Below are 23833 nucleotides of genomic sequence, written 5' to 3' on the forward strand. Positions count from 1 at the left end.
TTTCTGATCCATGCGCCCGGCGACACCACGCGGCCTGACCGCATTCGCTCCTTGTCGCCGGACGTGCCGCCGGGTCCCCGGCTTCACCCTGCTCGAACTGCTGGTGGTCATGGTGATCGCCGGCATTGTTATCTCGCTGGTGGCCGTCAATGCTTCGCCCAACGAACGCGGGCGCGTGCTCGACGACGGCCAGCGCATCGCCCGCCTCTTCGAACTCGCCCAGGAAGACGCCCAGCTTGGCGCCCGCCCAATCGCCTGGGAGGGTGATGCCGGGGGCTGGCGCTTTCTCGAATCCACGCCGCAGGGCTGGGTGCCGATGCGGACCGATATCTTCGCGCCTGGTCAATGGCGGGTACGCCTGGACGGCGCCGTCATTGCCGAAGGCGGGCGCCGCCTGGGTACCGGCCCGGTTCGACTGGTCTTTGGGCGCGAGCTGATCGACGAACCGCAGCGCCTGATCCTCACGAGCGGCGCCATTCGCGTCGATGTGACCGGCGATGGCAGCGGCCGCTACGTGGCCACGGTCCTGCAATGAGCGCGCCTCGCCTTCTTCAACATCGCCGCGAAGGCTTCACGCTGATCGAGGTACTGGTCGCGCTGACGATCCTCGCAGTGGCCCTGACCGCCGCCATGCGGGCGATGGGTTCGATGACCGAGTCGAGCATATCGCTCCAGCAGCGCATGCTGGCTGAGTTCAGCGCCGAGAACCACCTCGCCACATTGCGACTTTCGAAGACCTGGCCCGAGCCCGGCACGCGTGGCTATGACTGCCCGCAGGGCGGCGCCACGCTCTGGTGCGAGGAGTCCGTCACGAGCACGCCGAATCCCTCCTTCCGGCGCGTCGAGATCTCCGTCTTCCCTTCGGCCACCAACAAGTCCGTGCGGCTGGCCTGGCTCGTCACGCTGGTTCCGAATGAAACGCGCAATGTCCTCTGACCGCGGCCGCGGCTTCACGCTGCTCGAGATGCTGGTGGCGATCACGCTGCTGGCCGTGATGGCCGTGATCGGATGGCGCGCGCTCGATTCGATGACGCGCACCCGTGAACGTCTGGTCGATCACGACAAGCGGCTCGATACGCTCAAGGTGCTCTATGGCCAATTCCAGTCCGACTGCGAGCACCTGACCCTGCCTGCGCTGCTGCAGGCCAGCCCGGTGGAACTCGCCCAGAATCAGATACTGATGGTGCGCGATCGACGCGATGCCGGCTCGCCGCCGGCCTGGCAGGTCGTGTCCTATCGCCTGGACGGCAACACGGTCGTCCGCGCGGCAAGCCGCCCGGCGATGTCGCGCAACGAGGTACAGAACGCCATTCAGTCGATGCGTCAGACGGCCGCCACGACAGGTGTCCAGCTGCGTCCGCTGCTGCCCAACGCCGAGCAGCTTTCCGCACGGGTCTGGGTGGAGCCGTCCGGTTGGCTGACGGACACCGGGCGCATTCGGGCCGCGCTGCAGCAAGGCAGCGCCGCGGCGGCAGTCGGCGCCAGCGATGCGCAGCCTGGCCTCGATCTTGTGGCGAAGACCGTGGCGATCCGTGCAGTCGAACTGACGGTCCTGGCCCGCATGGGCGACGGCGACGTACCCCGCCAGTTCCAGAAGATCTGCACGACGGGACTGTGACCGTGCGCCATCACCCCCCTCCCTCCTTCATGCGATCCCGCCAGCGTGGCGCCGCTGTCGTCACGGCGCTGCTGATCGTGACGCTGGCCGTGGTGGTGGTCTCCGGCATGCTCTGGCGCCAGCAGGTGCAGATCCGCTCGATCGAGAATCAACGGCTGATGGCGCAGGCCCAGTGGATCGAGCGCGCCGCGGTGGACTGGGCACGCCTGATTCTGCGCGACGACCAGCGCCGCTCGAACGTCGACTACCTCGGCGAGCCGTGGTCGGTCCCGGTGGCCGAAACACGCCTGTCCGATTTTCTCGGCGCCGGGCTTCGCACCGATCAGGCCGGAGAAACGTCGTTCCTCTCCGGACGCATCCTGGATGCCCAGGCACGTTTCAACCTGACCAACCTCTATCAGTCGACGTCCGGCGAATCCGGTCTCACGATCTCGATCGACCCCGCATCGATGCAGGCATTCGGACGCCTGCTTCAAACGCTCGGCATGAACGCTGCGCTGGCGGAGAGCACTGCGCAATATGTCCTGCGCGCAGCCAAGGGTGGATCGGGCGACGGGCAACCCGTGCCGAGGCCGCCAGACAGCGTGCAAAGCCTGCTGGCGATTCCGGGCTTCACCCCGGAGATGATCGACACGCTCGAACCGTTCGTGACGGTGCTGCCCGAACGCACCACGGTCAACGCCAATACCGCGGACGCGGAGGTGCTGGCCGCCGTGATCGACAAGCTGCCGCTGGACCGCGCGCGCGAGCTTGTCCGCCAGCGCGACCGCGCCTATTTCAACAACACTGGCGACATCACGACACAGTTGCAGACGATTGCACCAAAGGCGGTGATCACGGCCAACACGCTCGACGTGAGCTCGCGCTACTTCCTGATCTACGGTCTGGTGCGGCACGATCGGGCGCGCCGCCTCAAGGTATCGCTGGTCGAGCGCCAGAATGTGCAGGGCAGCGGCAATACGACCCGCGTCGTCTGGTCGCGCGATGCCGATGCCATGCCCCCGTCGAACTAACTGGCCGACGCGCATCAGGTTTTGTCCTGCGACAGCGTTAGATTCTGCCGCCTGCAAATTGGGATGGGACGCTATTGACGCGAGTTAGTCACACAGGCAAGGTATGCTGCTGCGCCGAACCTGGGCGGCTGTCTGCCGCTATTCCAGGCTATCCCCCGCAACGATTTGCGTCGCCCGGACGCCCCTGTCGGGCAACTCCCGCGCGACTTTTCCACTGATTACAGGGAAATTTTGAGTACCACCCTCTACGTCCGCCTGCCGCATCGGCCGCACGATCAGCCGCAACCGTGGCAGTTCGGCGCCATGCCATTTGCGCTGGTACGCACGCCCGTAGGGGATAAGAATCGCCGCCAGGCGGCCGAACAGGCACCCGAGCTGTTGCGCGAAGGCCACGCCGTGCCGTCCGAGATGCCGCCGGCAGACCGCCTGGTGCTGATCGTGGCCGCCAGCGATGTCCTGCTGACGGCGGCCATGGTCCCGCCTCTGCCGCCAGTACGGATGCGCCTCGCGCTACCGAACCTCGTGGAGGACGTGCTGGCCACCGACGCCGCGCCATGCCATATCGCCCTGGGGCCGGCATTCGATGGCGCCGGTTCAGCACGTGGCCCGCGCCGCCGCTTGCTGATGGTGACCGACCGCGCCTGGATGCGCGCAGCGCTCGACCAGTTCGCAGAACACAAGCATCGCCGCCGCCATGTGGTGGCCGCCCAGCTTTGCCTGCCGCTCGCGGCCCCAGTCACGGCCCCCGAACCGGCGCCAGAGCCGGAACCGGCGCTGGCCACCGCGGATGGTCCCGTATCTCCGGCCCGCGCCGCTGCGCAGTCGGCGCCAACGGAAGTGGGCACGGTCGATACCAGTCCGGAACAACCCGCCACGCTGGTCGTGGAAGCCGCCACCTCCACACTCGCGCAATCAGCGCTGTTGCTCGACACCGCGGCACCTGCGCCGGGCGAACTGTCGCGCCTGTGGCAATTGACTGTGCGCACCGGCCCGTACGAGGGCTACGGTCTGCTGCTCGATGACCGTGCGCTGTCGACATGGCAGCTCCTGGCGCCGGCCGGTCAATGGCATGGCGACAACGCGGCCCTGGCGAACGCGCCAGTACCGGCGCTACAAGGCAAGCGTCCGCCGATGCACGCATCGCGTGCCTCCGAGACCTGGCGCATCTGGCTGGCTGGTATCGAGGAATGCCTGCAGCAGCCGCAGCTCGATCTGGCGCAGTTCGAATTCGCCCAAGGGCGCATGGACCGCTGGAACGTGCGCGCATGGCGCTGGCCGGCCCTGCTGGTCGTCGCGCTCCTGCTCGTGCAGATCGTCGGCATGAACGTGCAATGGCTGACGCTTCGCAAGGAAGCCAAGCGTCTGGAGGCGGCTCAGGTCGATCTGCTGCACACAGCATTTCCGAACGTGCCGCCGGTAGCCGAGCCCATTCTGCTGATGCGCCGCCAGGTGGAGCAATTGCGCACGGCCAGCGGTCGCAGCACACCCAACGATTTCCTGCCGCTCGCCGACGGCTTTGCGCGCGCCGCGCGCGATCTGCCGCCCGATGCGCTGCTCCAGCTCGAATACCGCGCCGCGACGCTCTACGTGACGCTCAAGCCCGGCACCAACACCTCCGCACTGCAGAACGCCGTGCGCCAGGCCGGTCTGCAGATGGATGAAGACAGAAGCCCGCCCGATGCGGCGAGCCGCAGCGGGGGCGCCCCGGCGCCGACCGGTTCGCACTGGACCGTGAAGGCGGAAGGCGGGACGGCATCATGAGATCAGGCATGTCAACCAACATGGCCACGCGCCTCGCCCGCTTCAAGCCGCGCGTCCCCGATCGGTGGCGCGAGCAGGTCGACGTATTCTGGACCGCACGCAATCCGCGCGAACAGGCCATCCTCGGCGGTGGCGCGGTGGTGCTTGTGCTGGTCTTTGGCTACCTGCTGCTGTGGGAGCCGGCCTCCGTCGAGGGAGCGCGGCTGATGCGCAACCTGCCGGTGCTGCGTGCGGATCTGGCCGAGATGGAAACATTGGCGCAGGAAGCACGCGGCCTGTCGGCCAATCGCGCCCCGTCACTGCGTGGCGACGCGCTGACCCAGGCGCTGCAGGACAGCCTGGTGCAGCACGGCCTGAAGGCCACGCGCCTGATGACGACCGGCGACAACGCCGTCCAGATTCAGTTGGACAAGGTGCCGTTCGGGTCCGTGGCCGGTTGGCTGCAGGACGTGCGGCTACAGCAACGACTGAAGGTCACTGATACACGTATCAGCTATGTGGGCGCCACGGCGTTGGTCAACATGACCGCGACGCTGCAGGGCCCCGGCACCGGCGGCCGGTGATGGCGCGGCTCGAAGCCCTGCGTCTCCCGCGACAGCGCATCCGCGCGTCGCGCGGCTGGCGGCGCGTGCGCTGGACGTTGCTTTGCATCGCCACTGTCGGCGTCACCGTACTGGTATCGATGCCGGCCACGTGGCTGGCCGAACGCATCGCCGGCGAGACGCAACGCCGGGTGCTGCTGGCCGACGCGGCAGGCACGATATGGCACGGCAGCGCCACGCTGGCGCTGTCAGCGGGCACGGGCAGCCAGACCGCCACGGTACTGCCGGGGCGGCTGACCTGGGACGTGGCGTTCTGGCCATTGCTCACGGGCACGGCCCGCGTGACCGTCTCGCACAGCGAGGCGATGAGCACGCCGACGACGGTAGCCGTCACGCCGTCGGGCTGGACCGTGACGCCGGGCAGCATCCGCCTGCCGGCGTCACTGCTAGAGGGCGTCGGTGCGCCTTTCAATACGCTGCGCCCCGACGGCATGATGCGTATCGACTGGTCGGCGCTGCAAGGCAAGTTCGCCGGCAACCAGAAGTACGGGCACCTGTCGATGCAACTCGAGCAGATGTCCGCCGCAGTAAGCCGGTTGCGCCCGTTGGGCAGCTACCGCGCCGAGGTCGAGCTGACCGGCGCGGACGGCACGCTGCAACTGAAAACCACGGCCGGGCCGCTGTACCTGGAGGGCAGCGGCACGATCGGCCGGCAGGCGCGCTTCGATGGCACGGCACGTACCGACCCCGAAGCGGCCACCCAGCTGGCAGGCCTGATGAGCCTGCTGGGACGACATGAGAACAATGTGACCAGGCTGCGCTACTGAGGACCCGTCCTCGGCAGCCCGCCTTGAATCGATGATGAAAACCCGAGCCAACCAACCCGTCTTTCGTACCGCCTGCGCCCGCGCCGTCGTCCTGCTGTGCGGCCTGTCGCTGCTGGCGCCCGCCCCGCTCTGGGCCCAGCCATCCCAGCAGCCACCGCAACCGAACGACATCGGCTCGCGCAGCAATCGCGACCAGGTGGTGCTGAACTTCGTCAACGCCGATCTGGAGTCGGTGGTGAAGGCGGTCGGTCAGGCCACCGGCAAGAACTTCGTGATCGATCCGCGCGTGAAGGGCACCGTGAATCTGGTCACGGAGCAGCCGGTCTCGCGCGCGCAGGCGCTGGAAACGCTCGGTTCCGTGCTGCGGATGCAGGGTTACGCGATGGTCCAGTCCAACGGCTTCACCAAGGTCGTACCCGAAGCCGATGCCAAACTGCAGGGCTCGCCCACGGTTGTCGGTCCCAGCAGCAATCGCGGCGACCAGGTGGTGACGCAGGTCTTCCGCCTGAACTACGAATCGGCCAACAACCTGGTGCCAGTGCTGCGGCCGATGATCGCGCCGAACAACACGATCACCGCTTACCCGGCCAACAACACGCTGGTCATCACCGACTACGCGGACAATCTGCGCCGTCTGGCACGGATCATCGCCGCGGTGGATGCGCCCGCGTCCGGCGAAGTGGAGCTGATTCCGCTCAAGAACGCGATCGCCAGCGATGCAGCAGTGGTCCTGCAGAAACTGCTCGACCCGACCGCCGCCGCAGGTGGAGCCGGCGCTGGCGACGCGAGCCTGCGCACGACCGTCGTGGCGGAACCGCGCAGCAACTCGCTGATGATCCGCGCCTCCAGCCGCGCACGCGTGCAGCAGGCACGCCAGCTCATCGAGAAGATCGACCAGCCGTTCGCGCGCCCTGGCAACATCTGGGTGGTGCCGCTCAGGAATGCCGACGCCGTGAAGCTCGCGGCCACGCTGCGGGCCATCGTTGCGGCAGACAGCAGTTTCTCCAGCTCGACGCAACCCGGCGGCGGCGCGACGGGCGGCGCCGCAATGCAATCCACCTCATTGCCGCAAGGCGGCCAGTACACCGGCGGCAATACCGGCAACTACAACCGCAGCGGCTCCGGCGGCGGCTTCGGCAGCGGCGGCAGCAACGCGTTCTCCGCATCGTTCGCGGTCAACCAGCAGCCAACCACGGGCGGCATCGTCCAGGCCGACCCGTCGACGAACTCGCTGATCATTACCGCCAGCGAGCCGGTGTACCGCAATCTGCGCGGCGTGATCGACGACCTCGACGCGCGGCGCGCGCAGGTCTACATCGAATCGATGATCGTGGAGGTCAGCGGCACGCTGGACAGCCAGCTTGGCATCCAGTGGCAAGGGCTGATCAATTCGGGCGGCAACACCGTCGGCTTCGCGGGGACCAACTTCGGTACCGGCGGCCAGAACATCATCAACCTGACTGCGGCGGCCGCGCTCTACAACCAGAACAAGACCGCCGGCCTGGCGGCCATCAGTGGCCTCGTGCCCGATGTGGGCGGCCTGAATCTTGGGGTGATCAACAAGGCCATCGGCCTGGGCGCGCTGCTCCACGCGCTGGGACAGAACACCAGCGTGAACCTGCTGTCCACGCCGAACCTGATCACACTCGAGAACGAGGAAGCGAAGATCCTCATCGGCCAGAACATTCCGATCACCACGGGATCGTACGCACAGACTGGCAGTTCGACCTCGGTGACGCCGTTCCAGACGTTCGACCGCAAGGATGTCGGCATCACGCTGCGCGTGCGCCCACAGATTTCCGAAGGCGGCTTGGTCAAGATGCAGATCTACCAGGAGTCTTCGCAAGTGGCGCCCGGCACGCTCACCAACCCGCAGGGCCCCACCACGAACGTGCGATCGATCGAAACCAATGTGCTCGTGGACGATGGCCAGATCATCGTGCTGGGCGGCCTGATCGAGGACAACTACGGCGACAACGTCCAGAAAGTGCCGCTGCTCGGAGACATCCCCTACCTCGGCTCGTTGTTCCGCTACGAGAACAAGACCCGCTCGAAGACCAATCTGCTGGTGTTCCTGCGCCCCTACGTGATGCGCACCACCACCGCCACGGATCGTCTGACGCAGGATCGCTACGACTTCATCCGCGGCCAGCAGCAGAACTTCGTCTCGCCGAACATGGTGGTCCGCGAGCTGAACACACCCGTGCTGCCGCCGGCCGATGCGCCGACCGCGCCGTTCGTCGACCCGCGCTACAACGGTCCGGTGCCCGGCCCGGTGCCCCTTGCGCCGGGACAACCGTCCACGTCCGCACCCGCGCCACAGACCGTGCCGCAGCCGGTACAGCGGCCGCTCTCGCAGACCACTTCCGGCCAGGGCGCGTAAGGTCGAACATCATCATGGCAACCGATACGCCAGTGACGGCACCCGCCGCGACAGAAACGCCACTCGAAGCCCCGTCGCCGATGGCGGCGCGGCTGGTCTCGTACACGTTCTCGCGCGAAGCACCGCTGCTGATCGCGCACCAACGCCCCGACGGACTCGAAGTCTGGGTCAGCCGCAAGACCTCTCCGGCCGCGCTGGCCGAGGTGGCGCGCGTGCACGGCGCGTTGCATCTGCGCGTGCTGGAACAGGCCGAACTCGAGGCGGCGATGTCCGACGCCTATAACCGCCAGGACGGCACCGCCGCGCAGGTGGTGGGCGAGGTGGAAGGCGAAGTCGATCTGTCGCGCCTGATGCAGGACATCCCGGCCGTGGAAGACCTGCTCGAGTCCGAGGACGATGCGCCAATCATCCGCATGATCAATGCGCTGCTGACGCAGGCCGCGCGCGAGCAGGCTTCCGATATCCACATCGAGCCGTTCGAATCGGCATCGGTCGTGCGTTTCCGTGTGGATGGCACGCTGCGCGACGTGGTGCGTCCGAAGAAGGCGCTGCATGGTGCCCTGATCTCGCGGATCAAGATCATGGCGCAGCTCGACATTGCCGAGAAACGGTTGCCGCAGGATGGCCGCATCACGCTACGCGTGGGCGGACGGCCGGTGGACGTGCGCGTATCCACGCTGCCGACCGGACACGGCGAGCGCGCGGTGCTGCGTCTGCTCGACAAGGAAGCGGGCCGTCTCGATCTGGCCAAGCTCGGCATGGCGCGCTCGACGCTGGGCAGCTTCGATGATCTGATTCGCCAGCCACACGGCATCGTGCTGGTGACCGGACCCACGGGCTCGGGCAAGACCACGACGTTGTACGCGGCGCTATCGCGGCTGGACTCCCATACGACCAACATCATGACCGTCGAGGACCCGATCGAATACGATCTCGACGGCATCGGACAGACGCAGGTCAACGCGCGCATCGACATGACCTTCGCGAAGGCCCTGCGCGCGATTCTGCGTCAGGACCCGGACGTGGTCATGATCGGCGAAATCCGCGACCTCGAAACCGCGCAGATCGCGGTGCAGGCTTCGCTGACCGGCCACCTCGTGCTGGCCACGCTGCACACCAACGATTCAGCCTCAGCCGTAACTCGGCTGGTCGACATGGGCATCGAGCCGTTCCTGCTTTCCTCGTCGCTGATCGGCGTGCTGGCGCAGCGGCTGGTGCGCCGTCTCTGCCCGCACTGCAAGCGCGAGGAAGTCATCGAAGTCACACCGGGCGAATCCGAGACGCTTCTTGCCGACGGCAAGCCACTGCAGCGCGTATGGCACCCGGTTGGTTGCGACAAGTGCGGAAATTCCGGCTATCAAGGCCGTATGGGTGTGTATGAACTGCTGACTGTCGATGCCGAAATCCAGACGATGATCCACCGCCAGCAGCCCGAGTCCGAGATCAAGCAACGGGCGCTGGCCAAGGGCATGCACACGATGCGCGGTGATGCGCAGCGCTGGATCGACAGCGGCGCCACTTCGCTTGAAGAAGTGCTGCGCGTGTCGCGCGACTAGAGCGAAGGAGCCCGCGCAGTATGCCCGCCTATCGCTATGAAGCCGCCGACGCCGCCGGCCGTGCAGATCGCGGCGTCATCGAGGCCGACAGCCCAAAGCAGGCGCGCGCGCAACTTCGCGCACGCGGACTGACGCCGATCATCGTTGACCCGCTAGCCGGCGCTGGGCTGGCCAAGCGCAGCGGCAGCAGCGCGTTCGTGCGCCGGCTGTCGACGCAGGAGCAGGCGCTGTTCACGCGCCAGCTCGCCAGCCTGATCGTGTCGGGCCTGCCGCTCGACGAAGCCCTGGGCGCGCTTGCCGATCAAGCCGAACGCCAGTACGTGCATGAGCTCCTTGCGGGCATCCGCGCCGAAGTCATGGGCGGCAGCTCGCTCTCCGTGGCGCTGGCCCAGCACCCCAAGGATTTTCCGGACATCTACCGTGCGCTGGTTTCTGCCGGCGAGCATTCGGGCCATCTCGGCATGGTGCTCGAACGGTTGGCCACCTACATCGAGACGCGCAACACGCTGACGTCGAAGATCCGGCTCGCGTTCACGTACCCAGCCATCGTCACGGTGGTGGCGTTCGCGATCGTGATCTTCCTGCTGTCGTATGTGGTGCCGCAGGTGGTCAGCGTGTTTGCCAACACCAAGCAGAAGCTGCCCACGCTGACCGTGATCATGCTGGCGCTGTCAGATTTCGTGCGCAACTGGTGGTGGGCCGCGCTGGGTGTCATCGCCGCGGTCGTGGCAATCATTCGCAGCCTGCTGAAGCAGCCCGACGTTCGTCTGGCATGGCACCGCTGGCTACTGACCGCGCCGCTGGTCGGCAAGCTGATTCGCGGGTACAACACGGCGCGCTTCGCCAGCACGCTGTCGATTCTCGTATCGGCCGGCGTGCCGATCCTGCGCAGCCTGCAAGCCGCCGGAGAAACACTGACCAATCAGGCGCTCAAGGCCAACGTCGAAGACGCCACCACGCGCGTGCGCGAAGGCGCATCGCTGGCGCGCGCGCTGGCTGCCCAGAACCAGTTTCCTCCGGTGTTGGTGCACCTGATCCGGTCCGGCGAGGCCACCGGCAACCTGCCGACGATGCTCGACCGCGCAGCCACCGGCGAAGGCCAGGAACTGGAGCGCCGTACGCTGTTCCTGACCAGCCTGCTTGAGCCACTGCTGATTCTGACGATGGGTGTGGTGGTGCTGATGATCGTGCTGGCCGTGCTAATGCCGATCATCGAGATCAATCAGCTGGTCAGATAGCGCGTCAGTTGTTGAGGCGCTGACTCTCTCCCGCGCAAGGGAGAGAGGAACAAACCGATTGCGTTGAATCTGCACGAGGTTCTCGTCCTCTCCCGCCTGCAGGAGAGGACAGCGACGTCAGACCACGACGGCGCTTACTCCGCTGCAGCCGCCTTCTTCGCCGGCGCCCGCTTGCGCGGTGCGGCCTTCTTTGCCGCAGGCTTCTTCTTCGCCGGCTTCTTGGCTTCCTCCGCAGGCGCTGCCGCCTTCGTCTCCTCGGGCACGTCTACCTGTGCCGACAGCACGGTCGCGCCGGGCGCCGAGAACACCGACTGGTCGATCGGCCACGGGGTATCGCTCAGCGTGACATCGGGACGCTTGCCGCGCTTGCCGCCCGCCTTCGGCCTCTCGGTGGAGACCTCCACGGCCTCCTGAATCAGCGTTGAGGCGGAACCGGCTGCGTCGTCGTCTTCCTCTTCCGTCACCCGAGCGGGCTCGGTTGCCGGTATGACTGCCACGGGTTCGGGCGCGGGCTGCACGGGTCGTGCGGGTGCCGGGGCCGGACGCTGCTGCTGTGGCTGGGCTTGCTGCGATGGCTGCTGCGACTGGGACGGCTGGGACGACTGCCCCTGCTGCTGCGGCTGCTGTTGCTGCTGCGGTTGCGCCGGCTGCGGCTGCCCACCACCCTCACCCTTGTTGCGCTTCTTCAGCCGCACCCAGAGGGTCTTGTTATTGCCGCCATTGCGCGTTTCCACCTCGAACAGGTTCGTCGCCGTCACCAGCTCCGAAAGCTTGCCGTAGCCATAGTTACGCGAATCGAATTCCGGGGCCTGCTTGGCGATGTAGTTGCCGATGCCACCGAGCGTGGACCAGCCATCCTCGTCGGACACGGCTTGCGACGCGCTCTGCAGCAGCCGCACCAGACGCGAATCCTGGCGCAGTTCCTGGGTCGTGCGCTTGCGTGCCGGCGCGCTCCCGGTCTCGGAGTCGGAATCCGAATCGGCGTCCGCGCGCAGCACATCGGAGTAGATGAACTTGTCGCACGCGGTCACGAACGGCTTCGGCGTCTTGCGTTCGCCGAAACCGTAGACGGTCAGGCCCTGTTCGCGGATGCGCGATGCCAGGCGCGTGAAATCGCTATCGCTGGAGACGATGCAGAACCCGTCGAAGCGGCCCGTGTAGAGCAGGTCCATCGCGTCGATGATCATCGCGCTGTCGGTGGCGTTCTTGCCCACGGTGTAGCGGAACTGCTGGATCGGCTGGATCGAGTGCGCCAGCAGGCGGTCCTTCCAGCCCGACAGGTTAGGACGCGTCCAGTCGCCGTAGATACGCTTGACGGCGGCAACGCCGTACTTGGCCACTTCGGCCAGCAGGCCTTCGACGATGGCAGGCGCCGCGTTGTCGGCATCGATCAGCACGGCCAGGGTCGCGCCCTGGCGAGGAGTATTGGTCATGGTCGGAGTTGGATGGGGCGGGTTGCACCACGACAGGATACGCCGTGGTGGCGCGCGGTCTACATCGTGGCTCGCGCGTGCGCCGTTTGGATGCACCGCAGTGTACACGTGTGGCGTATGCGTATACGGGAAATCACGGGGGTCCCGGGCGCGATTTATGCTGCATCGCACGGTACCGCGGCCTGCACGCCGGTGCTACCATGCCGCGCAGAGACACGGTCGTCCAATGGCTCCAAAAGAGACTGCGAACGGCTGCCCACAACTGATGTGTCGGTGATCCCGACAGCATGCCCCTAGAGGAGCACAAATGAATGCCCCACTGACCCCTCCGGTCAGCGACGCCATCCGTCGCGCGCTCGAAAACGTTTCCCTCGAAGACAAGTACACGCTGGAACGCGGCCGCATCTACATCAGCGGCACGCAGGCACTGGTACGTCTTCCGATGCTGCAACAGGAACGCGACCGCGCCTCCGGCCTGAATACCGCAGGCTTCATCTCCGGCTACCGCGGCTCGCCGCTCGGCGCGCTCGACCAGTCACTCTGGAAAGCCAAGAAGCACCTTGCGGCGCACAACGTCGTGTTCCAGGCCGGCCTGAACGAAGACCTTGCCGCCACCTCCGTCTGGGGATCGCAGCAGGTCAACATGTATCCGGACGCCAAGTTCGATGGCGTGTTCGGCATGTGGTACGGCAAGGGTCCGGGTGTCGACCGCACCGGCGACGTCTTCAAGCACGCCAACTCGGCCGGCTCCAGCAGGCACGGCGGCGTACTGGTGCTGGCCGGTGACGATCACTCGGCCAAGTCCTCCACGCTGGCGCACCAGTCGGAACACATCTTCAAGGCCTGCGGCCTGCCCGTGCTCTACCCGTCGAATGTGCAGGAGTACCTGGACTACGGCCTGCATGGCTGGGCGATGAGCCGCTACTCGGGTCTGTGGGTGGCCATGAAGTGCGTGACCGATGTGGTGGAATCTTCGGCATCGGTTGAACTCGACCCGCACCGCGTGCGGATCGTTCTGCCCGATGACTTCGCGCTGCCCCAGGGCGGCCTGAATATCCGCTGGCCGGACCCGCCGCTGGAACAGGAAGCCCGCCTGCTCGACTACAAGTGGTACGCGGGGCTGGCCTATGTGCGCGCCAACAAGATCGACCGCATCGAGATCGATTCGCCGCACGCGCGCTTCGGCATCATGACCGCTGGCAAGGCCTATCTCGACACGCGCCAGGCACTGTCCGACCTGGGGCTGGACGACGAGACCTGCGCCCGCATCGGCATCCGGCTCTACAAGGTGGGCTGCGTGTGGCCGCTCGAAGCGCATGGCGCGCGTGCGTTCGCCGAGGGTCTGCATGAAATCCTGGTCGTCGAAGAAAAGCGCCAGATCATGGAGTACGCGCTCAAGGAAGAGCTGTACAACTGGCGCGACGACGTGCGTCCCAAGGTCTACGGCAAGTTCGACGAGAAGGACAACGCGGGTGGCGAATGGTCGATCCCGCAGAACAACTGGCTGCTGCCGGCGCACTACGAGCTGTCCCCGGCGATCATCGCCAAGGCCATCGCCACGCGGCTCGAGAAGTTCGACCTGCCGAGCGACATCCGCGCGCGCATCGAGGCGCGCCTGGCCCTGATCCAGGCGAAGGAAAAAGCGCTGGCCACGCCGCGCGTCACCGCCGAGCGCAAGCCGTGGTTCTGCTCGGGCTGTCCGCACAACACGTCGACCAACGTGCCCGAGGGTTCGCGCGCGCTGGCCGGCATCGGCTGCCACTACATGACGGTCTGGATGGACCGCAATACCAGCACGTTCAGCCAGATGGGCGGCGAAGGCGTGGCGTGGATCGGCCAGGCGCCGTTTGCCGGCGATAACCACGTGTTCGCCAATCTGGGCGACGGCACGTACTTCCACTCCGGCCTGCTGGCGATCCGCGCGTCGATCTCGGCCGGTGTGAACATCACCTACAAGATCCTCTACAACGACGCGGTGGCAATGACCGGCGGCCAGCCCGTCGACGGTCAGCTTTCGGTGCAGGACATCGCTTTCCAGGTGGCCGCCGAGGGTGCGAGGAAGATCGTCATCGTCACGGACCAGCCCGAGAAGTACAACAGCGCGATCAAGCTGCCCGAGGGTCTGACCGTGCATCCACGCGAGGAACTCGACAACATCCAGCGCGAACTGCGCGAGGTGCCTGGCTGCACGATCCTGATCTACGACCAGACCTGCGCCACGGAGAAGCGTCGCCGCCGCAAGCGCGGCACGTTCCCTGATCCGGCACGCCGCGCGTTCATCAACGACGCCGTGTGCGAAGGCTGCGGCGACTGCTCGGTCAAGTCGAACTGCCTCTCCGTGGAACCGCTGGAGACCGAACTCGGCACCAAGCGCCAGATCAACCAGTCGTCGTGCAACAAGGACTTCTCGTGCGTGAACGGCTTCTGCCCGAGCTTTGTCACGGCCGAAGGCGCGCAGGTGCGCAAGCCTCAGGCCACTGGCATGTCGATGGGAGGACTGCCCGCGCTGCCCGAACCCGTGCTGCCGACGATGCGCCGTTCGTACGGCATCCTCGTGACCGGCGTGGGCGGTACCGGCGTGGTGACGATCGGCGGCCTGCTCGGCATGGCGGCGCACCTGGAGAACAAGGGTGTGACGGTGCTCGACATGGCCGGCCTGGCGCAGAAAGGTGGCGCCGTGCTGTCGCATGTGCAGATCGCGGCCAAGCCGGATGACCTGCACGCCACGCGCATCGCGATGGGCGAGGCCGATCTCGTGATCGGTTGCGACGCCATCGTGTCGGCCACCGATGAGGTCATCTCGAAGACGCAGACGGGCCGCACGCGTGCCGTGGTCAACACGGCACAAACCCCGACCGCCGCGTTCATCAAGGACCCGAAGTGGCAGTTCCCGGGCCTGTCCGCCGAGCAGGACATCCGCAATGCGGTCGGCGAGGCCTGCGACTTCATCAATGCCAGCGCGCTGGCCGTGGCGCTGCTTGGTGACGCGATCTACACGAACCCGCTGGTGCTGGGCTACGCGTGGCAGAAGGGCTGGATTCCGCTGTCGCTCGAAGCGCTCGTGCGTGCGATCGAACTGAACGGTGTCTCGGTCGACAAGAACAAGGCCGCATTCGACTGGGGCCGCCACATGGCGCACGACCCCGATCACGTGCTGTCGCTTACCGGCAAGCTCAAGACGCAGACGGAAGGCGCGGATGTGGTGAAGCTGCCGACGTCGTCGGGCGCGCTGCTGGAGAAGCTGATCACCAATCGCGTCGACCTGCTGACGAAGTACCAGAACGCGGCCTACGCCGAGCAGTATCGCGACGCGGTGAATCGCGTGCGCGCGGCGGAAAGCGCGCTGGTGGGCGCAGGCAAGCCGCTGCCGCTGACGGAAGCCGCGGCACGCAACCTGGCCAAGCTGATGGCGTACAAGGACGAGTACGAAGTGGCGCGCCTGTACACCGACCCCATCTTCCTGGACAAGCTGCGTGCGCAGTTCGAAGGCGAGCCGGGCCGTGACTATCAGCTGAACTTCTGGCTCGCGCCGCCGACCACGGCCAAGCGCGATGACAAGGGTCATCTGGTCAAGCGCCGCTTCGGCCCGTCGACCATGACGCTGTTCCGTATGTTGGCCAAGCTCAAGGGCCTGCGCGGCGGACCGCTCGACATCTTCGGCAAGACCGAAGAGCGTCGCACGGAACGCGCGCTGATCGGCGAGTATCGTTCGCTGCTCGACGAGCTGTCGAAGGGTCTGAGCGCGGCCAACCACGATACGGCGGTGGCGCTGGCGAACGTGCCCGACGATATTCGCGGGTTCGGTCATGTGAAGGAAAACAACCTCAAGGCGGCACGCGGTCGGTGGGAAAAGCTGCTCGCCCAGTTCCGCAATCCGCAGGCGGGGCAGCAGGCAGCCTGATTGCGGCGGAGCAGAACGGCGGCGCGGGAGTGAATCCCGCGCCGTTTTTGCATCTGGGCGCGTCTTGGCGTGTCATAGCCTGGCCGGCGCTACACTGGCAGGCCGACACACTCCCGGCATTCCCATGCAAATCCGCCCCTACAACCCGACCGACGAAGCCGATGTCATCGCCCTGTGGAAAGCCTGCGGGCTGACACGCCCGTGGAACGATCCGCATCGCGACATCGCCCGCAAGATGACCGAGCAGCCGGAGATGTTCCTGATCGGCGATGTGGACGGACATGTGCGCGCGTCGGCCATGGTTGGGTTCGACGGGCATCGCGGTTGGGTCTACTACCTGGCCGTGGACCCCGCCCATCAGGGCCGTGGCTATGGGCGTATGCTGATGGCACACGCCGAGGCGCTGCTGGTCGAGCGCGGCTGCCCGAAGATCAACCTGCTGGTGCGCGAAGGCAACGACGCCGTGCTGGCGTTCTACAACGAACTTGGCTACACCCGTGACGCCGCGGTCAGCCTGGGCAAGCGGCTGATCCCCGATCAATGATTCCCGGTGACCCTCCGGTCAGCGCAACCCGCCATGCTGAAGATCCGCGGTATCGACCATCTGGTGCTGCGCACCGCCGATGTCCCCCGCCTCGTGCGCTTCTACGTTGACGTGCTTGGCTGCACCATCGAGCGCGAGCAGCCCGCCTTCGGCCTGACCCAGTTGCGCGCCGGCGGCGGACTGATCGATCTGGTTTCGCTCGATGGCCCGCTCGGGCAGGCTGGCGGGGCCGGACCCGGCCCGGAGGGCCACAACCTCGATCACTTCTGCCTTCGCATCGACCCGTTCGATGAACAAGCAATTTTTAGGCATCTAAGTATTCATCATGTTGATGCAAGTCCGGTCGAGCAGCGGTTTGGCGCAGAGGGCCGCGGGCCGTCGATCTACGTGAAGGATCCGGACGGCAATACCGTCGAGCTGAAAGGTCCGGCGACGCCGGACTAAGGGATCCCCCCGGAAAGTGGCTTCCCGCTGGCACGGGCGGACCGATACAATCTTCGCTTCATCGATCAAGCTTCGCCACCGGCGCCCCCCCAAATCCGCGTCGGGCGCGCCATGAACGCTCCTTCCGTCCCCCATCCCGCCGGTGGCCCGGCACTGCCACCCCGCCAGATCGTCTGGACGCTCGGCATCACCGAGATCATCAGTTGGGGGACGCTGTACTTCGCGTTCACCGTGTTCATCGAACCGATGCGCCAGTCTCTCGGGTACGGCAAACCGTTCCTGGCGGGCGGATTCTCGCTGGGGCTGCTGGTCTGGGCGATGTGCTCGTTCGCAGTAGGCCGGCTGCTGGACCGCGTGCCGGCACGCAAGGTCATGGGCACGGGCTCGGTGCTGGCCGCCATCGGACTGCTGCTCTGGGCGTGGTGCCCGTCGCCGGCGGTATTCCTGCTGATGTGGATTCCGCTCGGGCTGGCCATGGCGTCGACACTGTACGAGCCGGCGTTCGTGGTGCTGCGTCAGGCCTGGGGGGACGGCTACCAGAAGCCGATCGTCCATGTGACGCTGCTTGCTGGCTTCGCCAGCACGATCTTCATCCCGCTGGCGCAGTGGCTGGTGCTCCATCTGGGCTGGCGCGAGACGCTGGTCGTCTTTGCCGCGCTAAACCTGTTCGTCTGCGCGCCCTTGCACGCGCGGCTGCGCTACGCCGTGCATCCCAGCTACGCCCATGCCGCCACCCACAGCGGCACACCGCTGGCCGGCGCGGCGTCCTCCGGCATCGCCCGCGCGACGCTGCGCCAGCCGGTATTCTGGTGTGTTGTGCTGGCGTTCACAGCCACGGCGGTGATCGCATCGCTACTCGGCGCCCACCTGATTCCGATGCTGACGGAGAAGGGGATGCCCGTCGCGCAGCAATTGATCGTGGCCGCGCTGATCGGGCCCGCGCAAGTGGCCGGACGGCTCGCCATGGCGCGGCTGCCGATCGATCACCCGGTGCGGCTGTCGATGCCGGTCTACATCGTGATGACCATCGGGCTGGCCTGTCTGGCGCTGGGGAACGGCTACTGGCTGATGTTCGCGGCGATCTGCTATGGCTGCGCCAACGGCGTCAACACGATGCTGCGCGCGATGGCCATGCCCGAACTGATCTCGCGTCATCACTATGCAACGCTGAATGGGTTAATGATGACCCCTGTGTTGCTGATGCAGGCCGCCGCGCCGTGGTTCGGCGCCCTGCTCTGGCGTGCCGCCGGCGGCTACTGGCTGATGCTGTGGGTCATGGTGGCGCTATCCATCGGCGCGCTGGCCGCCTTTGCGTTCGCGCTGCATCAGCGTGGCCTGCTGCGTGCCGGCGCGGCCCCCGCGTAGCGACGTCGCAGCGTTATTGCCTCATGTCATGGCTTTGTTGTCTCTTTGTTGTCTCCTTGCTGTCTGGTAGTACCTGATGTCCGAATACTCGATCGAATCACCCGCCCGTACCGAAACCGCTCCACCCCCGTCGCCCTCGGCAGTCTCCCGTGCCACACGCGGCACCATGGCGCTGTTCTTTGCCAACGGCGCCACATTTGCCACCTGGGGCGTCCACATTCCTACGATCAAGGCACGTTTCGGCCTGTCCGATGCCATGCTGTCGTTCGCCATGCTGGCCGTGGCCGCTGGTGCCATCGTCGCCATGGGCCCGGTGGGCCGCTGGGTGGGCCGGCTCGGCAGCGCGCGCGCCTCGATGATCGGCGGCGTCGCCTTCGCGCTGCTCACGCTGGCGATCATCGCCATGCCGAGCTTTGCCCTGCTGCTGCCCACGTTGCTGATATTCGGCATGGCCAACGCCGCGTTTGACGTCGGCATGAACGCGCAGGCCGCGATCGTGGAAGCCAGCCGCACACGTCCGGTGATGTCCGCGCTGCACGGCATGTTCAGCCTGGGTGGGATGATCGGCGCGGCGTTCGGCGGGCTCATGCTGTCGCTTGGCGTGCCGCCGCTGGTGCACGCTGCGCTGATCGCCTCACTGACGGCGGGCGTGGCAATCGGCATGACGCCGGGGCTGCTGGCCGATCATCCGGTGCTGCCCACGGCCGACCATCACCGCGAACACGCGTCGCGCGCGCTATGGCTGCTGGGCCTGATGGCGTTCCTGGGGCTTGTGGGTGAAGGGGCGATGTACGACTGGACCAGCGTCTACATGCGCGACGTGGCCGTGGCACCGCTGGGCTGGATCAGCTTCGGGTATGCGGCGTTCTCGGGAGGCATGGCCTGCGGCCGCTTCGGCGGTGACCGCCTGCGTGCCCGTTTCGGCGACGCGCGGACGCTGACCGGCAGCGCCTGGCTCGGCTTTGCCGGCATCGTGCTGGCCATCGCCGTGCCGTTGCCGCTGGCCGCGTTGATCGGCTTCGGGCTGATGGGGCTCGGCGCCGCGAACATGGTGCCGATCTTCTTCGCCGCCGCGTCGCGCCTGCCCGGCGTGGCCGCGGCGGAGGCAATCGCGCGCGTAGCGCGCTTCGCCTATGTGGGCCTGCTGCTCGGGCCCGTGCTGATCGGCGGCGTCGCGCACCTCTCGGACCTGCGTATCGGCATCACCGTGGTGGCGCTAACGATGGGCTATATCGCCCTGTTCGGCGCGAAGGCGGCACGCCGCTATCTCATCACCTGATTCGACACGCGGCAGGCTCAGGCCGCCTTCGACAGCGGCGCATGACCTGTGCCGATGCCATCGAAGACGAACGTGTCCATCGCCAGCACGCCATAGGTGACCTCATCGGCCACGCGGTCCACCCGCGCTGGCCCTTCGGCCACGGAGGCTGGCCCGATCGCGGCGCCCAGCGCCACGTAGAACGGCAACAGGTGCTCGTCCGTCGGATGCGCGCGACGGGCGAACGGTGCCTGGGCACGATAGTCCGCGATGCGGCTGACGTCGCCGGTGGCCAGCGCCTCGTCCAGCGCGCCGCTCATCCAGTCGCGGAAGGCATCGACGTACGGCTCGGTCGCCGGGCCGTGCTGCGCCTTGCGTTCACCCGCCCCAAACACTTCGCGCAGGTTATGCGTGAAGCTGCCCGAACCGATCACAAGCACGCCTTCCTCGCGCAGCGGCGCCAGTGCGCGGCCGATCTCGATCTGCGTAGCCGGAGGCAGGTACGGGTTGAAAGCGAGCTGGACCACGGGAACGTCGGCATCCGGGAAGAAGTGACGCAGCGGCATCCAGGCTCCGTGATCGAGCGGACGCTCTTCATCCTCGCAAACAAACCCGGCGCCCGGGATCTGAGCCGCCTCGACCAGCGCCTTCACGCGGCCGGCAAGCTCGGGCGAGCCCGGCGCGTCATAGCGCAGCGTGTAGAGCTCGCGCGGAAAGCCGCCGAAGTCGTGCCATGCCTCCTGCTGGCTGCGCGTGCTGACCGCCAGCGTGCTGTAGATCCAGTGCGCGGAAATCACCAGCACGGCCTTGGGCTTGAGCGCGCGCAGGCGGACGCCGAGCGCGTCGAAGGCGGCGCCGGTCGGACCTGGGTCGATCGCGAGCATGGGGGATCCGTGGGACACGTAGAGGACGGGAAGCATGGTGTTCATGGCGAGTTGCCGTTCAGCGAATTTGTGCGATGCCTCAAGTCTGGCAAAGAAAGCTGGCGCTGACGCAGGCCAATTACGGACACCTCGTGCAAAAAACTTCAACAAGACCTGCGCCGACCATCCGCGCACCGCGCGCGAGCGTTGGATAACGCACACAGCACATAGGGGATCCGGCCGCACCGTCGACAGGCGCAAGCCGAATCGGCCTATGATGGGGAACACGATGCCCCTGCGCCCCAGACAACGTGCCGGGCATCGGCTGGAGAACCCCGTGGCCAAGCATTTCGATCCCCTGCACGCCCTGCCCCATGCCTTGTGGTGGCAGCCCGGCGTTTACGGCAGCGTCCCCGCCGTACTGCTCTGGATCGTCGCACGATTGCCCGCCGAAGCGCTCGCCAGTGTCTTCAGCACCCCCTACGCCAGCGCGCTGTTCAACCATGCGGGCGATACGGTATTCGTCACAGGCTGGCTCGCGAGCGCCGTCTGGCTCTGGTTCACACGCAAGAAACCCAATCTTCCGGACCGCAATGTCGCTCCGGCAGGGGATGAGCGCCCCGCCGCCGGGCAACACGCGCCCCATCACGGCCACCGCCCGGGCTGACGGCTTCGCTGGTGTAAGGAATCGCTTAAGATGACGCCTTCGCCACTGCCAGAGCACGCGCTTGCAGTGGCATCCAAAGGTTCTCTCAACATCATCATTCGCGCCATGTCCGTCACTGCTACATCCGCCAATGAGCTGTCCAAGGCCACCCGACGCCGCGCGATCATCGCCGCGACCATCGGCAACGGCCTGGAATGGTTCGACTTCACCGTCTACAGCTTCTTCGCAGTCATCATCGCCAAGCTGTTCTTCCCCACCGGCAATGACATGACGTCATTCCTGCTGACGGTAGCCACGTTCGGCGTGGGCTTCTTCATGCGTCCGGTGGGCGCGATCGTGCTGGGCGTCTACGCCGACCGCGTGGGCCGCAAGGCGGCGCTGACCCTGACCATCCTGATGATGGCGCTGGGCACGGCGATCATCGGCCTGGCGCCGACCTACGACTCGATCGGCCTGTGGGCTCCGGCACTGATCGTGCTGGCGCGCCTGATCCAGGGCTTCTCGGCCGGCGGCGAAGTCGGCGGCGCCACGGCGTTCCTGATCGAGCACGCCCCCGACGAGGAACGTGGCATGTACGCCAGCTGGCAGCAAGCCAGCCAGGGCATCTCGTTCATGCTCGGCGCGGCCATGGGCGCGCTGGTGACCAACGGCCTGGACCAGGCCCAGATCGATGCCTGGGGCTGGCGCATCCCGTTCCTGTTCGGCCTGCTGATCGGCCCGGTGGGCATGTACATCCGCTCGCACCTGGAAGAGCCGCCCGAGTTCGAGGCACGGCAAGCCGAGCGCCGCGCGAGCAATGTGAAGTTCTCGCCGCTGTCGCAGGTGCTGCGCGATCATCCGCGCGAAGTGCTGGCCGGTCTGGGCGTGACGATCCTCTGGACCGTCTGCACCTACGTGCTGGTGTTCTACATGCCGTCCTACGCCAAGCAGCAACTCGGTCTGCCGCTGGGCGCCACGTTCCAGTCCACCGCGATCTGCGGTGCGATCATCCTGGTGCTGTGCCCGCTGATGGGCATGCTGTCGGACCGCGTGGGCCGCAAGCGGATGCTTGGCGTCGTGGCGCTGGCCATCGGCGTGCTGGCCTACCCGCTGTTCCACTGGCTCAACGTTTCGCCGACCACGGCTACCCTGCTCCAGGTGCAGATCGTGCTGGGCATCCTGCTGGCCGCCTTCACGGGCCCGGCGCCCGCCGTGCTGGCCGAGCAGTTCCCGACCGAGGTCCGCTCCACTGGCCTGTCGCTGGCCTATAACTTCGCCGTGACGATCTTCGGCGGCTTCGCGCCGCTGATCGTCACCTGGCTGATCGAATCGACGCACAACAAGCTGGCGCCCGCTTACTACGTGATCGCCGCTGCGGCCATCAGCTTCGTCGCACTCGTGTTCATGCACGACCGTACCGGCAAGAAGCTCGCCTGACCGCTTACGCTTGCGCAAGCAGAAGAAAGCCAACCTCCGGGTTGGCTTTTTTTTCGCCAGCCGGATTCGTCAGGCAGTGATGCAAATCGCATGTCCGAATCCAGCCATGCCGCGCCTTTACCGCGTCGGGTAACAGGCGCAAGATCGCGTGGACGCACGTCCAACCTGCCCGCCAAGGAGCCCCATCGCATGACCAGATCGACATCCGCGCCACAGCCCCGCGAACGCTGCGGCTGGTGCGGCACGCTCGAGGACTACTGCCACTACCACGATCACGAATGGGGCTTCCCTGTCGACGACGACCGGCGGCTGTTCGAGAAACTCTGCCTGGAAGGCTTCCAGTCGGGCCTGAGTTGGCTGACGATCCTCCGCAAGCGCGAGGCGTTCCGCAGCGCATTTGCCAATTTCGAGATCAACAAGGTGGCGCGGTTCACCGAGCACGACGTGGAAAGGCTGCTGGGCGACGCAAGTATCGTCCGCCATCGCGGCAAGATCGAAGCCGCGATCAACAATGCCCAGTGCGCGAAGGAACTGCTGAAGACCGAATCGTCGCTGGCTGCGTACTTCTGGAAGTTCGAGCCCGACCCGAAGAGCCGGCCCAAGACGCTCACGGCTGAGGTGCTGCAGGGCATGACCACCTGCCCGGAGGCGGTGGCGTTGTCGAAGGACCTGAAGAAGCGTGGCTGGAAGTTCGTGGGCGCGACCACGATGTACGCGCTGATGCAGGCAATGGGGCTGGTCAACGACCATCGCGAAGGATGCTGGACTCGCGCCGAAGTACAGCGCGCGCGCAAAGCGTTCAAGGTGCCGAAATAATAGGCAGGGCACGTATACGGGTGTTTACGTATACATGTCTGTTTACATTGTTGTTTACGTATACATAGATAGTAGTAATAGATAAGACTGACCCGTCAGCGTGGATAACCGGCTTATCTCTTGCCGCATCAATGGTTTACGTTTGCCCGAACCCTTAGGGCAAGCGGGTTATGTATACGTGGATACGG

General features: G+C 66.3%; 20 protein-coding genes. 18 read left to right on the plus strand and 2 right to left on the minus strand.

The annotated features are described in order from the left end of the window. Positions 1-10 precede the first annotated feature (10 nt). From WD006_RS17630 to gspF, 10 genes are all read left to right on the plus strand, one after another. Positions 11-535, plus strand: coding sequence for a prepilin-type N-terminal cleavage/methylation domain-containing protein (locus tag WD006_RS17630; protein ID WP_011517820.1), 525 nt, complete (start codon positions 11-13; stop codon positions 533-535). Continuing rightward, positions 532-936, plus strand: coding sequence for a type II secretion system minor pseudopilin GspI (gene gspI, locus WD006_RS17635; RefSeq protein WP_011517821.1), 405 nt, complete (start codon positions 532-534; stop codon positions 934-936). The genes WD006_RS17630 and gspI overlap by 4 nt, the downstream gene beginning before the upstream one ends. Next, positions 926-1618: a PulJ/GspJ family protein gene (locus WD006_RS17640; protein WP_035832205.1), complete on the plus strand. Its 693-nt coding sequence runs from the start codon at positions 926-928 to the stop codon at positions 1616-1618. Before gspI ends, WD006_RS17640 begins: the two co-directional genes overlap by 11 nt. Positions 1619-1647: 29 nt before the next feature. After that, positions 1648-2631: a type II secretion system minor pseudopilin GspK gene (gspK, locus tag WD006_RS17645; protein WP_029306884.1), complete on the plus strand. Its 984-nt coding sequence runs from the start codon at positions 1648-1650 to the stop codon at positions 2629-2631. Between the two features lie 231 nt (positions 2632-2862). Further along, the gene (gene gspL / locus WD006_RS17650) at positions 2863-4392 is read left to right on the plus strand and encodes a type II secretion system protein GspL (protein WP_011517824.1); all 1530 of its coding nucleotides are present in this window, start codon (positions 2863-2865) and stop codon (positions 4390-4392) included. Between the two features lie 8 nt (positions 4393-4400). Further along, positions 4401-4955: a type II secretion system protein M gene (locus WD006_RS17655; RefSeq protein WP_141192902.1), complete on the plus strand. Its 555-nt coding sequence runs from the start codon at positions 4401-4403 to the stop codon at positions 4953-4955. After that, a complete protein-coding gene (locus WD006_RS17660; RefSeq protein WP_011517826.1) occupies positions 4955-5761 on the plus strand; it encodes a type II secretion system protein N in 807 nt (268 codons plus the stop codon). The genes WD006_RS17655 and WD006_RS17660 overlap by 1 nt, the downstream gene beginning before the upstream one ends. Positions 5762-5795: 34 nt before the next feature. Then, positions 5796-8144 carry a type II secretion system secretin GspD gene (gspD, locus tag WD006_RS17665; RefSeq protein WP_035822516.1) on the plus strand — a complete coding sequence of 783 codons (2349 nt, stop codon included), beginning with the start codon at positions 5796-5798 and terminating at the stop codon, positions 8142-8144. Positions 8145-8224: 80 nt separating this feature from the next. Then, positions 8225-9700, plus strand: coding sequence for a type II secretion system ATPase GspE (gspE, locus tag WD006_RS17670; RefSeq protein WP_029306883.1), 1476 nt, complete (start codon positions 8225-8227; stop codon positions 9698-9700). Positions 9701-9720: 20 nt separating this feature from the next. Continuing rightward, the gene (gspF, locus tag WD006_RS17675; RefSeq protein ID WP_011517829.1) at positions 9721-10938 is read left to right on the plus strand and encodes a type II secretion system inner membrane protein GspF; all 1218 of its coding nucleotides are present in this window, start codon (positions 9721-9723) and stop codon (positions 10936-10938) included. A 134-nt stretch (positions 10939-11072) separates the two neighbouring features. Here the strand turns inward: gspF and WD006_RS17680 are convergent, their stop codons facing one another. After that, positions 11073-12371, minus strand: a complete 1299-nt coding sequence (locus WD006_RS17680; RefSeq protein ID WP_011517830.1) for an NYN domain-containing protein — start codon at positions 12369-12371, stop codon at positions 11073-11075. Positions 12372-12678: 307 nt separating this feature from the next. On the opposite strand from WD006_RS17680, the gene WD006_RS17685 reads away from it, so the two are divergent. The 5 genes from WD006_RS17685 to WD006_RS17705 all read left to right on the plus strand — a co-directional run bounded on the left by WD006_RS17685 (position 12679) and on the right by WD006_RS17705 (position 19904). Continuing rightward, positions 12679-16272 carry an indolepyruvate ferredoxin oxidoreductase family protein gene (locus tag WD006_RS17685; protein WP_011517831.1) on the plus strand — a complete coding sequence of 1198 codons (3594 nt, stop codon included), beginning with the start codon at positions 12679-12681 and terminating at the stop codon, positions 16270-16272. A gap of 124 nt (positions 16273-16396) precedes the next feature. Beyond that, positions 16397-16816 carry a GNAT family acetyltransferase gene (locus WD006_RS17690; RefSeq protein WP_017512166.1) on the plus strand — a complete coding sequence of 140 codons (420 nt, stop codon included), beginning with the start codon at positions 16397-16399 and terminating at the stop codon, positions 16814-16816. A gap of 33 nt (positions 16817-16849) precedes the next feature. Next, complete coding sequence (locus WD006_RS17695) at positions 16850-17260, plus strand: VOC family protein (RefSeq protein ID WP_011517833.1); 411 nt, start codon at positions 16850-16852, stop codon at positions 17258-17260. Between the two features lie 111 nt (positions 17261-17371). Continuing rightward, positions 17372-18625 (plus strand): MFS transporter, encoded by a 1254-nt coding sequence (locus tag WD006_RS17700; protein ID WP_011517834.1) that lies wholly within the window; start codon positions 17372-17374, stop codon positions 18623-18625. Between the two features lie 76 nt (positions 18626-18701). Next, positions 18702-19904, plus strand: coding sequence for an MFS transporter (locus tag WD006_RS17705; protein WP_011517835.1), 1203 nt, complete (start codon positions 18702-18704; stop codon positions 19902-19904). Between the two features lie 17 nt (positions 19905-19921). Here WD006_RS17705 and WD006_RS17710 read toward each other — a convergent pair whose 3' ends face one another. Next, positions 19922-20803: a DODA-type extradiol aromatic ring-opening family dioxygenase gene (locus WD006_RS17710; protein ID WP_029306882.1), complete on the minus strand. Its 882-nt coding sequence runs from the start codon at positions 20801-20803 to the stop codon at positions 19922-19924. Between the two features lie 322 nt (positions 20804-21125). Between WD006_RS17710 and WD006_RS17715 the strand changes: the two genes are divergently transcribed. The 3 genes from WD006_RS17715 to WD006_RS17725 all read left to right on the plus strand — a co-directional run bounded on the left by WD006_RS17715 (position 21126) and on the right by WD006_RS17725 (position 23645). Beyond that, a complete protein-coding gene (locus WD006_RS17715) occupies positions 21126-21413 on the plus strand; it encodes a hypothetical protein (RefSeq protein WP_375199039.1) in 288 nt (95 codons plus the stop codon). Between the two features lie 105 nt (positions 21414-21518). Then, positions 21519-22829, plus strand: coding sequence for an MFS transporter (locus WD006_RS17720; protein ID WP_024569536.1), 1311 nt, complete (start codon positions 21519-21521; stop codon positions 22827-22829). Between the two features lie 189 nt (positions 22830-23018). Beyond that, a complete protein-coding gene (locus WD006_RS17725) occupies positions 23019-23645 on the plus strand; it encodes a DNA-3-methyladenine glycosylase I (RefSeq protein WP_029306880.1) in 627 nt (208 codons plus the stop codon). The last annotated feature ends 188 nt before the right edge of the window (positions 23646-23833 follow it).

This window comes from Cupriavidus sp. Met-2 (assembly GCF_049843575.1).
Classification (GTDB): Bacteria; Pseudomonadota; Gammaproteobacteria; order Burkholderiales; family Burkholderiaceae; genus Cupriavidus; species Cupriavidus metallidurans.

Bases quoted from the DNA above. Each gene is read 5' to 3' on its own strand.
- WD006_RS17630 (WP_011517820.1), top strand. From the start codon at position 11: ATGCGCCCGGCGACACCACGCGGCCTGACCGCATTCGCTCCTTGTCGC.
- gspI (WP_011517821.1), top strand. From the start codon at position 532: ATGAGCGCGCCTCGCCTTCTTCAACATCGCCGCGAAGGCTTCACGCTG.
- WD006_RS17640 (WP_035832205.1), top strand. From the start codon at position 926: ATGTCCTCTGACCGCGGCCGCGGCTTCACGCTGCTCGAGATGCTGGTG.
- gspK (WP_029306884.1), top strand. From the start codon at position 1,648: ATGCGATCCCGCCAGCGTGGCGCCGCTGTCGTCACGGCGCTGCTGATC.
- WD006_RS17655 (WP_141192902.1), top strand. From the start codon at position 4,401: ATGTCAACCAACATGGCCACGCGCCTCGCCCGCTTCAAGCCGCGCGTC.
- WD006_RS17660 (WP_011517826.1), top strand. From the start codon at position 4,955: ATGGCGCGGCTCGAAGCCCTGCGTCTCCCGCGACAGCGCATCCGCGCG.
- gspD (WP_035822516.1), top strand. From the start codon at position 5,796: ATGAAAACCCGAGCCAACCAACCCGTCTTTCGTACCGCCTGCGCCCGC.
- gspE (WP_029306883.1), top strand. From the start codon at position 8,225: ATGGCGGCGCGGCTGGTCTCGTACACGTTCTCGCGCGAAGCACCGCTG.
- gspF (WP_011517829.1), top strand. From the start codon at position 9,721: ATGCCCGCCTATCGCTATGAAGCCGCCGACGCCGCCGGCCGTGCAGAT.
- WD006_RS17680 (WP_011517830.1), bottom strand. From the start codon at position 12,371: ATGACCAATACTCCTCGCCAGGGCGCGACCCTGGCCGTGCTGATCGAT.
- WD006_RS17685 (WP_011517831.1), top strand. From the start codon at position 12,679: ATGAATGCCCCACTGACCCCTCCGGTCAGCGACGCCATCCGTCGCGCG.
- WD006_RS17690 (WP_017512166.1), top strand. From the start codon at position 16,397: ATGCAAATCCGCCCCTACAACCCGACCGACGAAGCCGATGTCATCGCC.
- WD006_RS17695 (WP_011517833.1), top strand. From the start codon at position 16,850: ATGCTGAAGATCCGCGGTATCGACCATCTGGTGCTGCGCACCGCCGAT.
- WD006_RS17700 (WP_011517834.1), top strand. From the start codon at position 17,372: ATGAACGCTCCTTCCGTCCCCCATCCCGCCGGTGGCCCGGCACTGCCA.
- WD006_RS17705 (WP_011517835.1), top strand. From the start codon at position 18,702: ATGTCCGAATACTCGATCGAATCACCCGCCCGTACCGAAACCGCTCCA.
- WD006_RS17710 (WP_029306882.1), bottom strand. From the start codon at position 20,803: ATGCTTCCCGTCCTCTACGTGTCCCACGGATCCCCCATGCTCGCGATC.
- WD006_RS17720 (WP_024569536.1), top strand. From the start codon at position 21,519: ATGTCCGTCACTGCTACATCCGCCAATGAGCTGTCCAAGGCCACCCGA.
- WD006_RS17725 (WP_029306880.1), top strand. From the start codon at position 23,019: ATGACCAGATCGACATCCGCGCCACAGCCCCGCGAACGCTGCGGCTGG.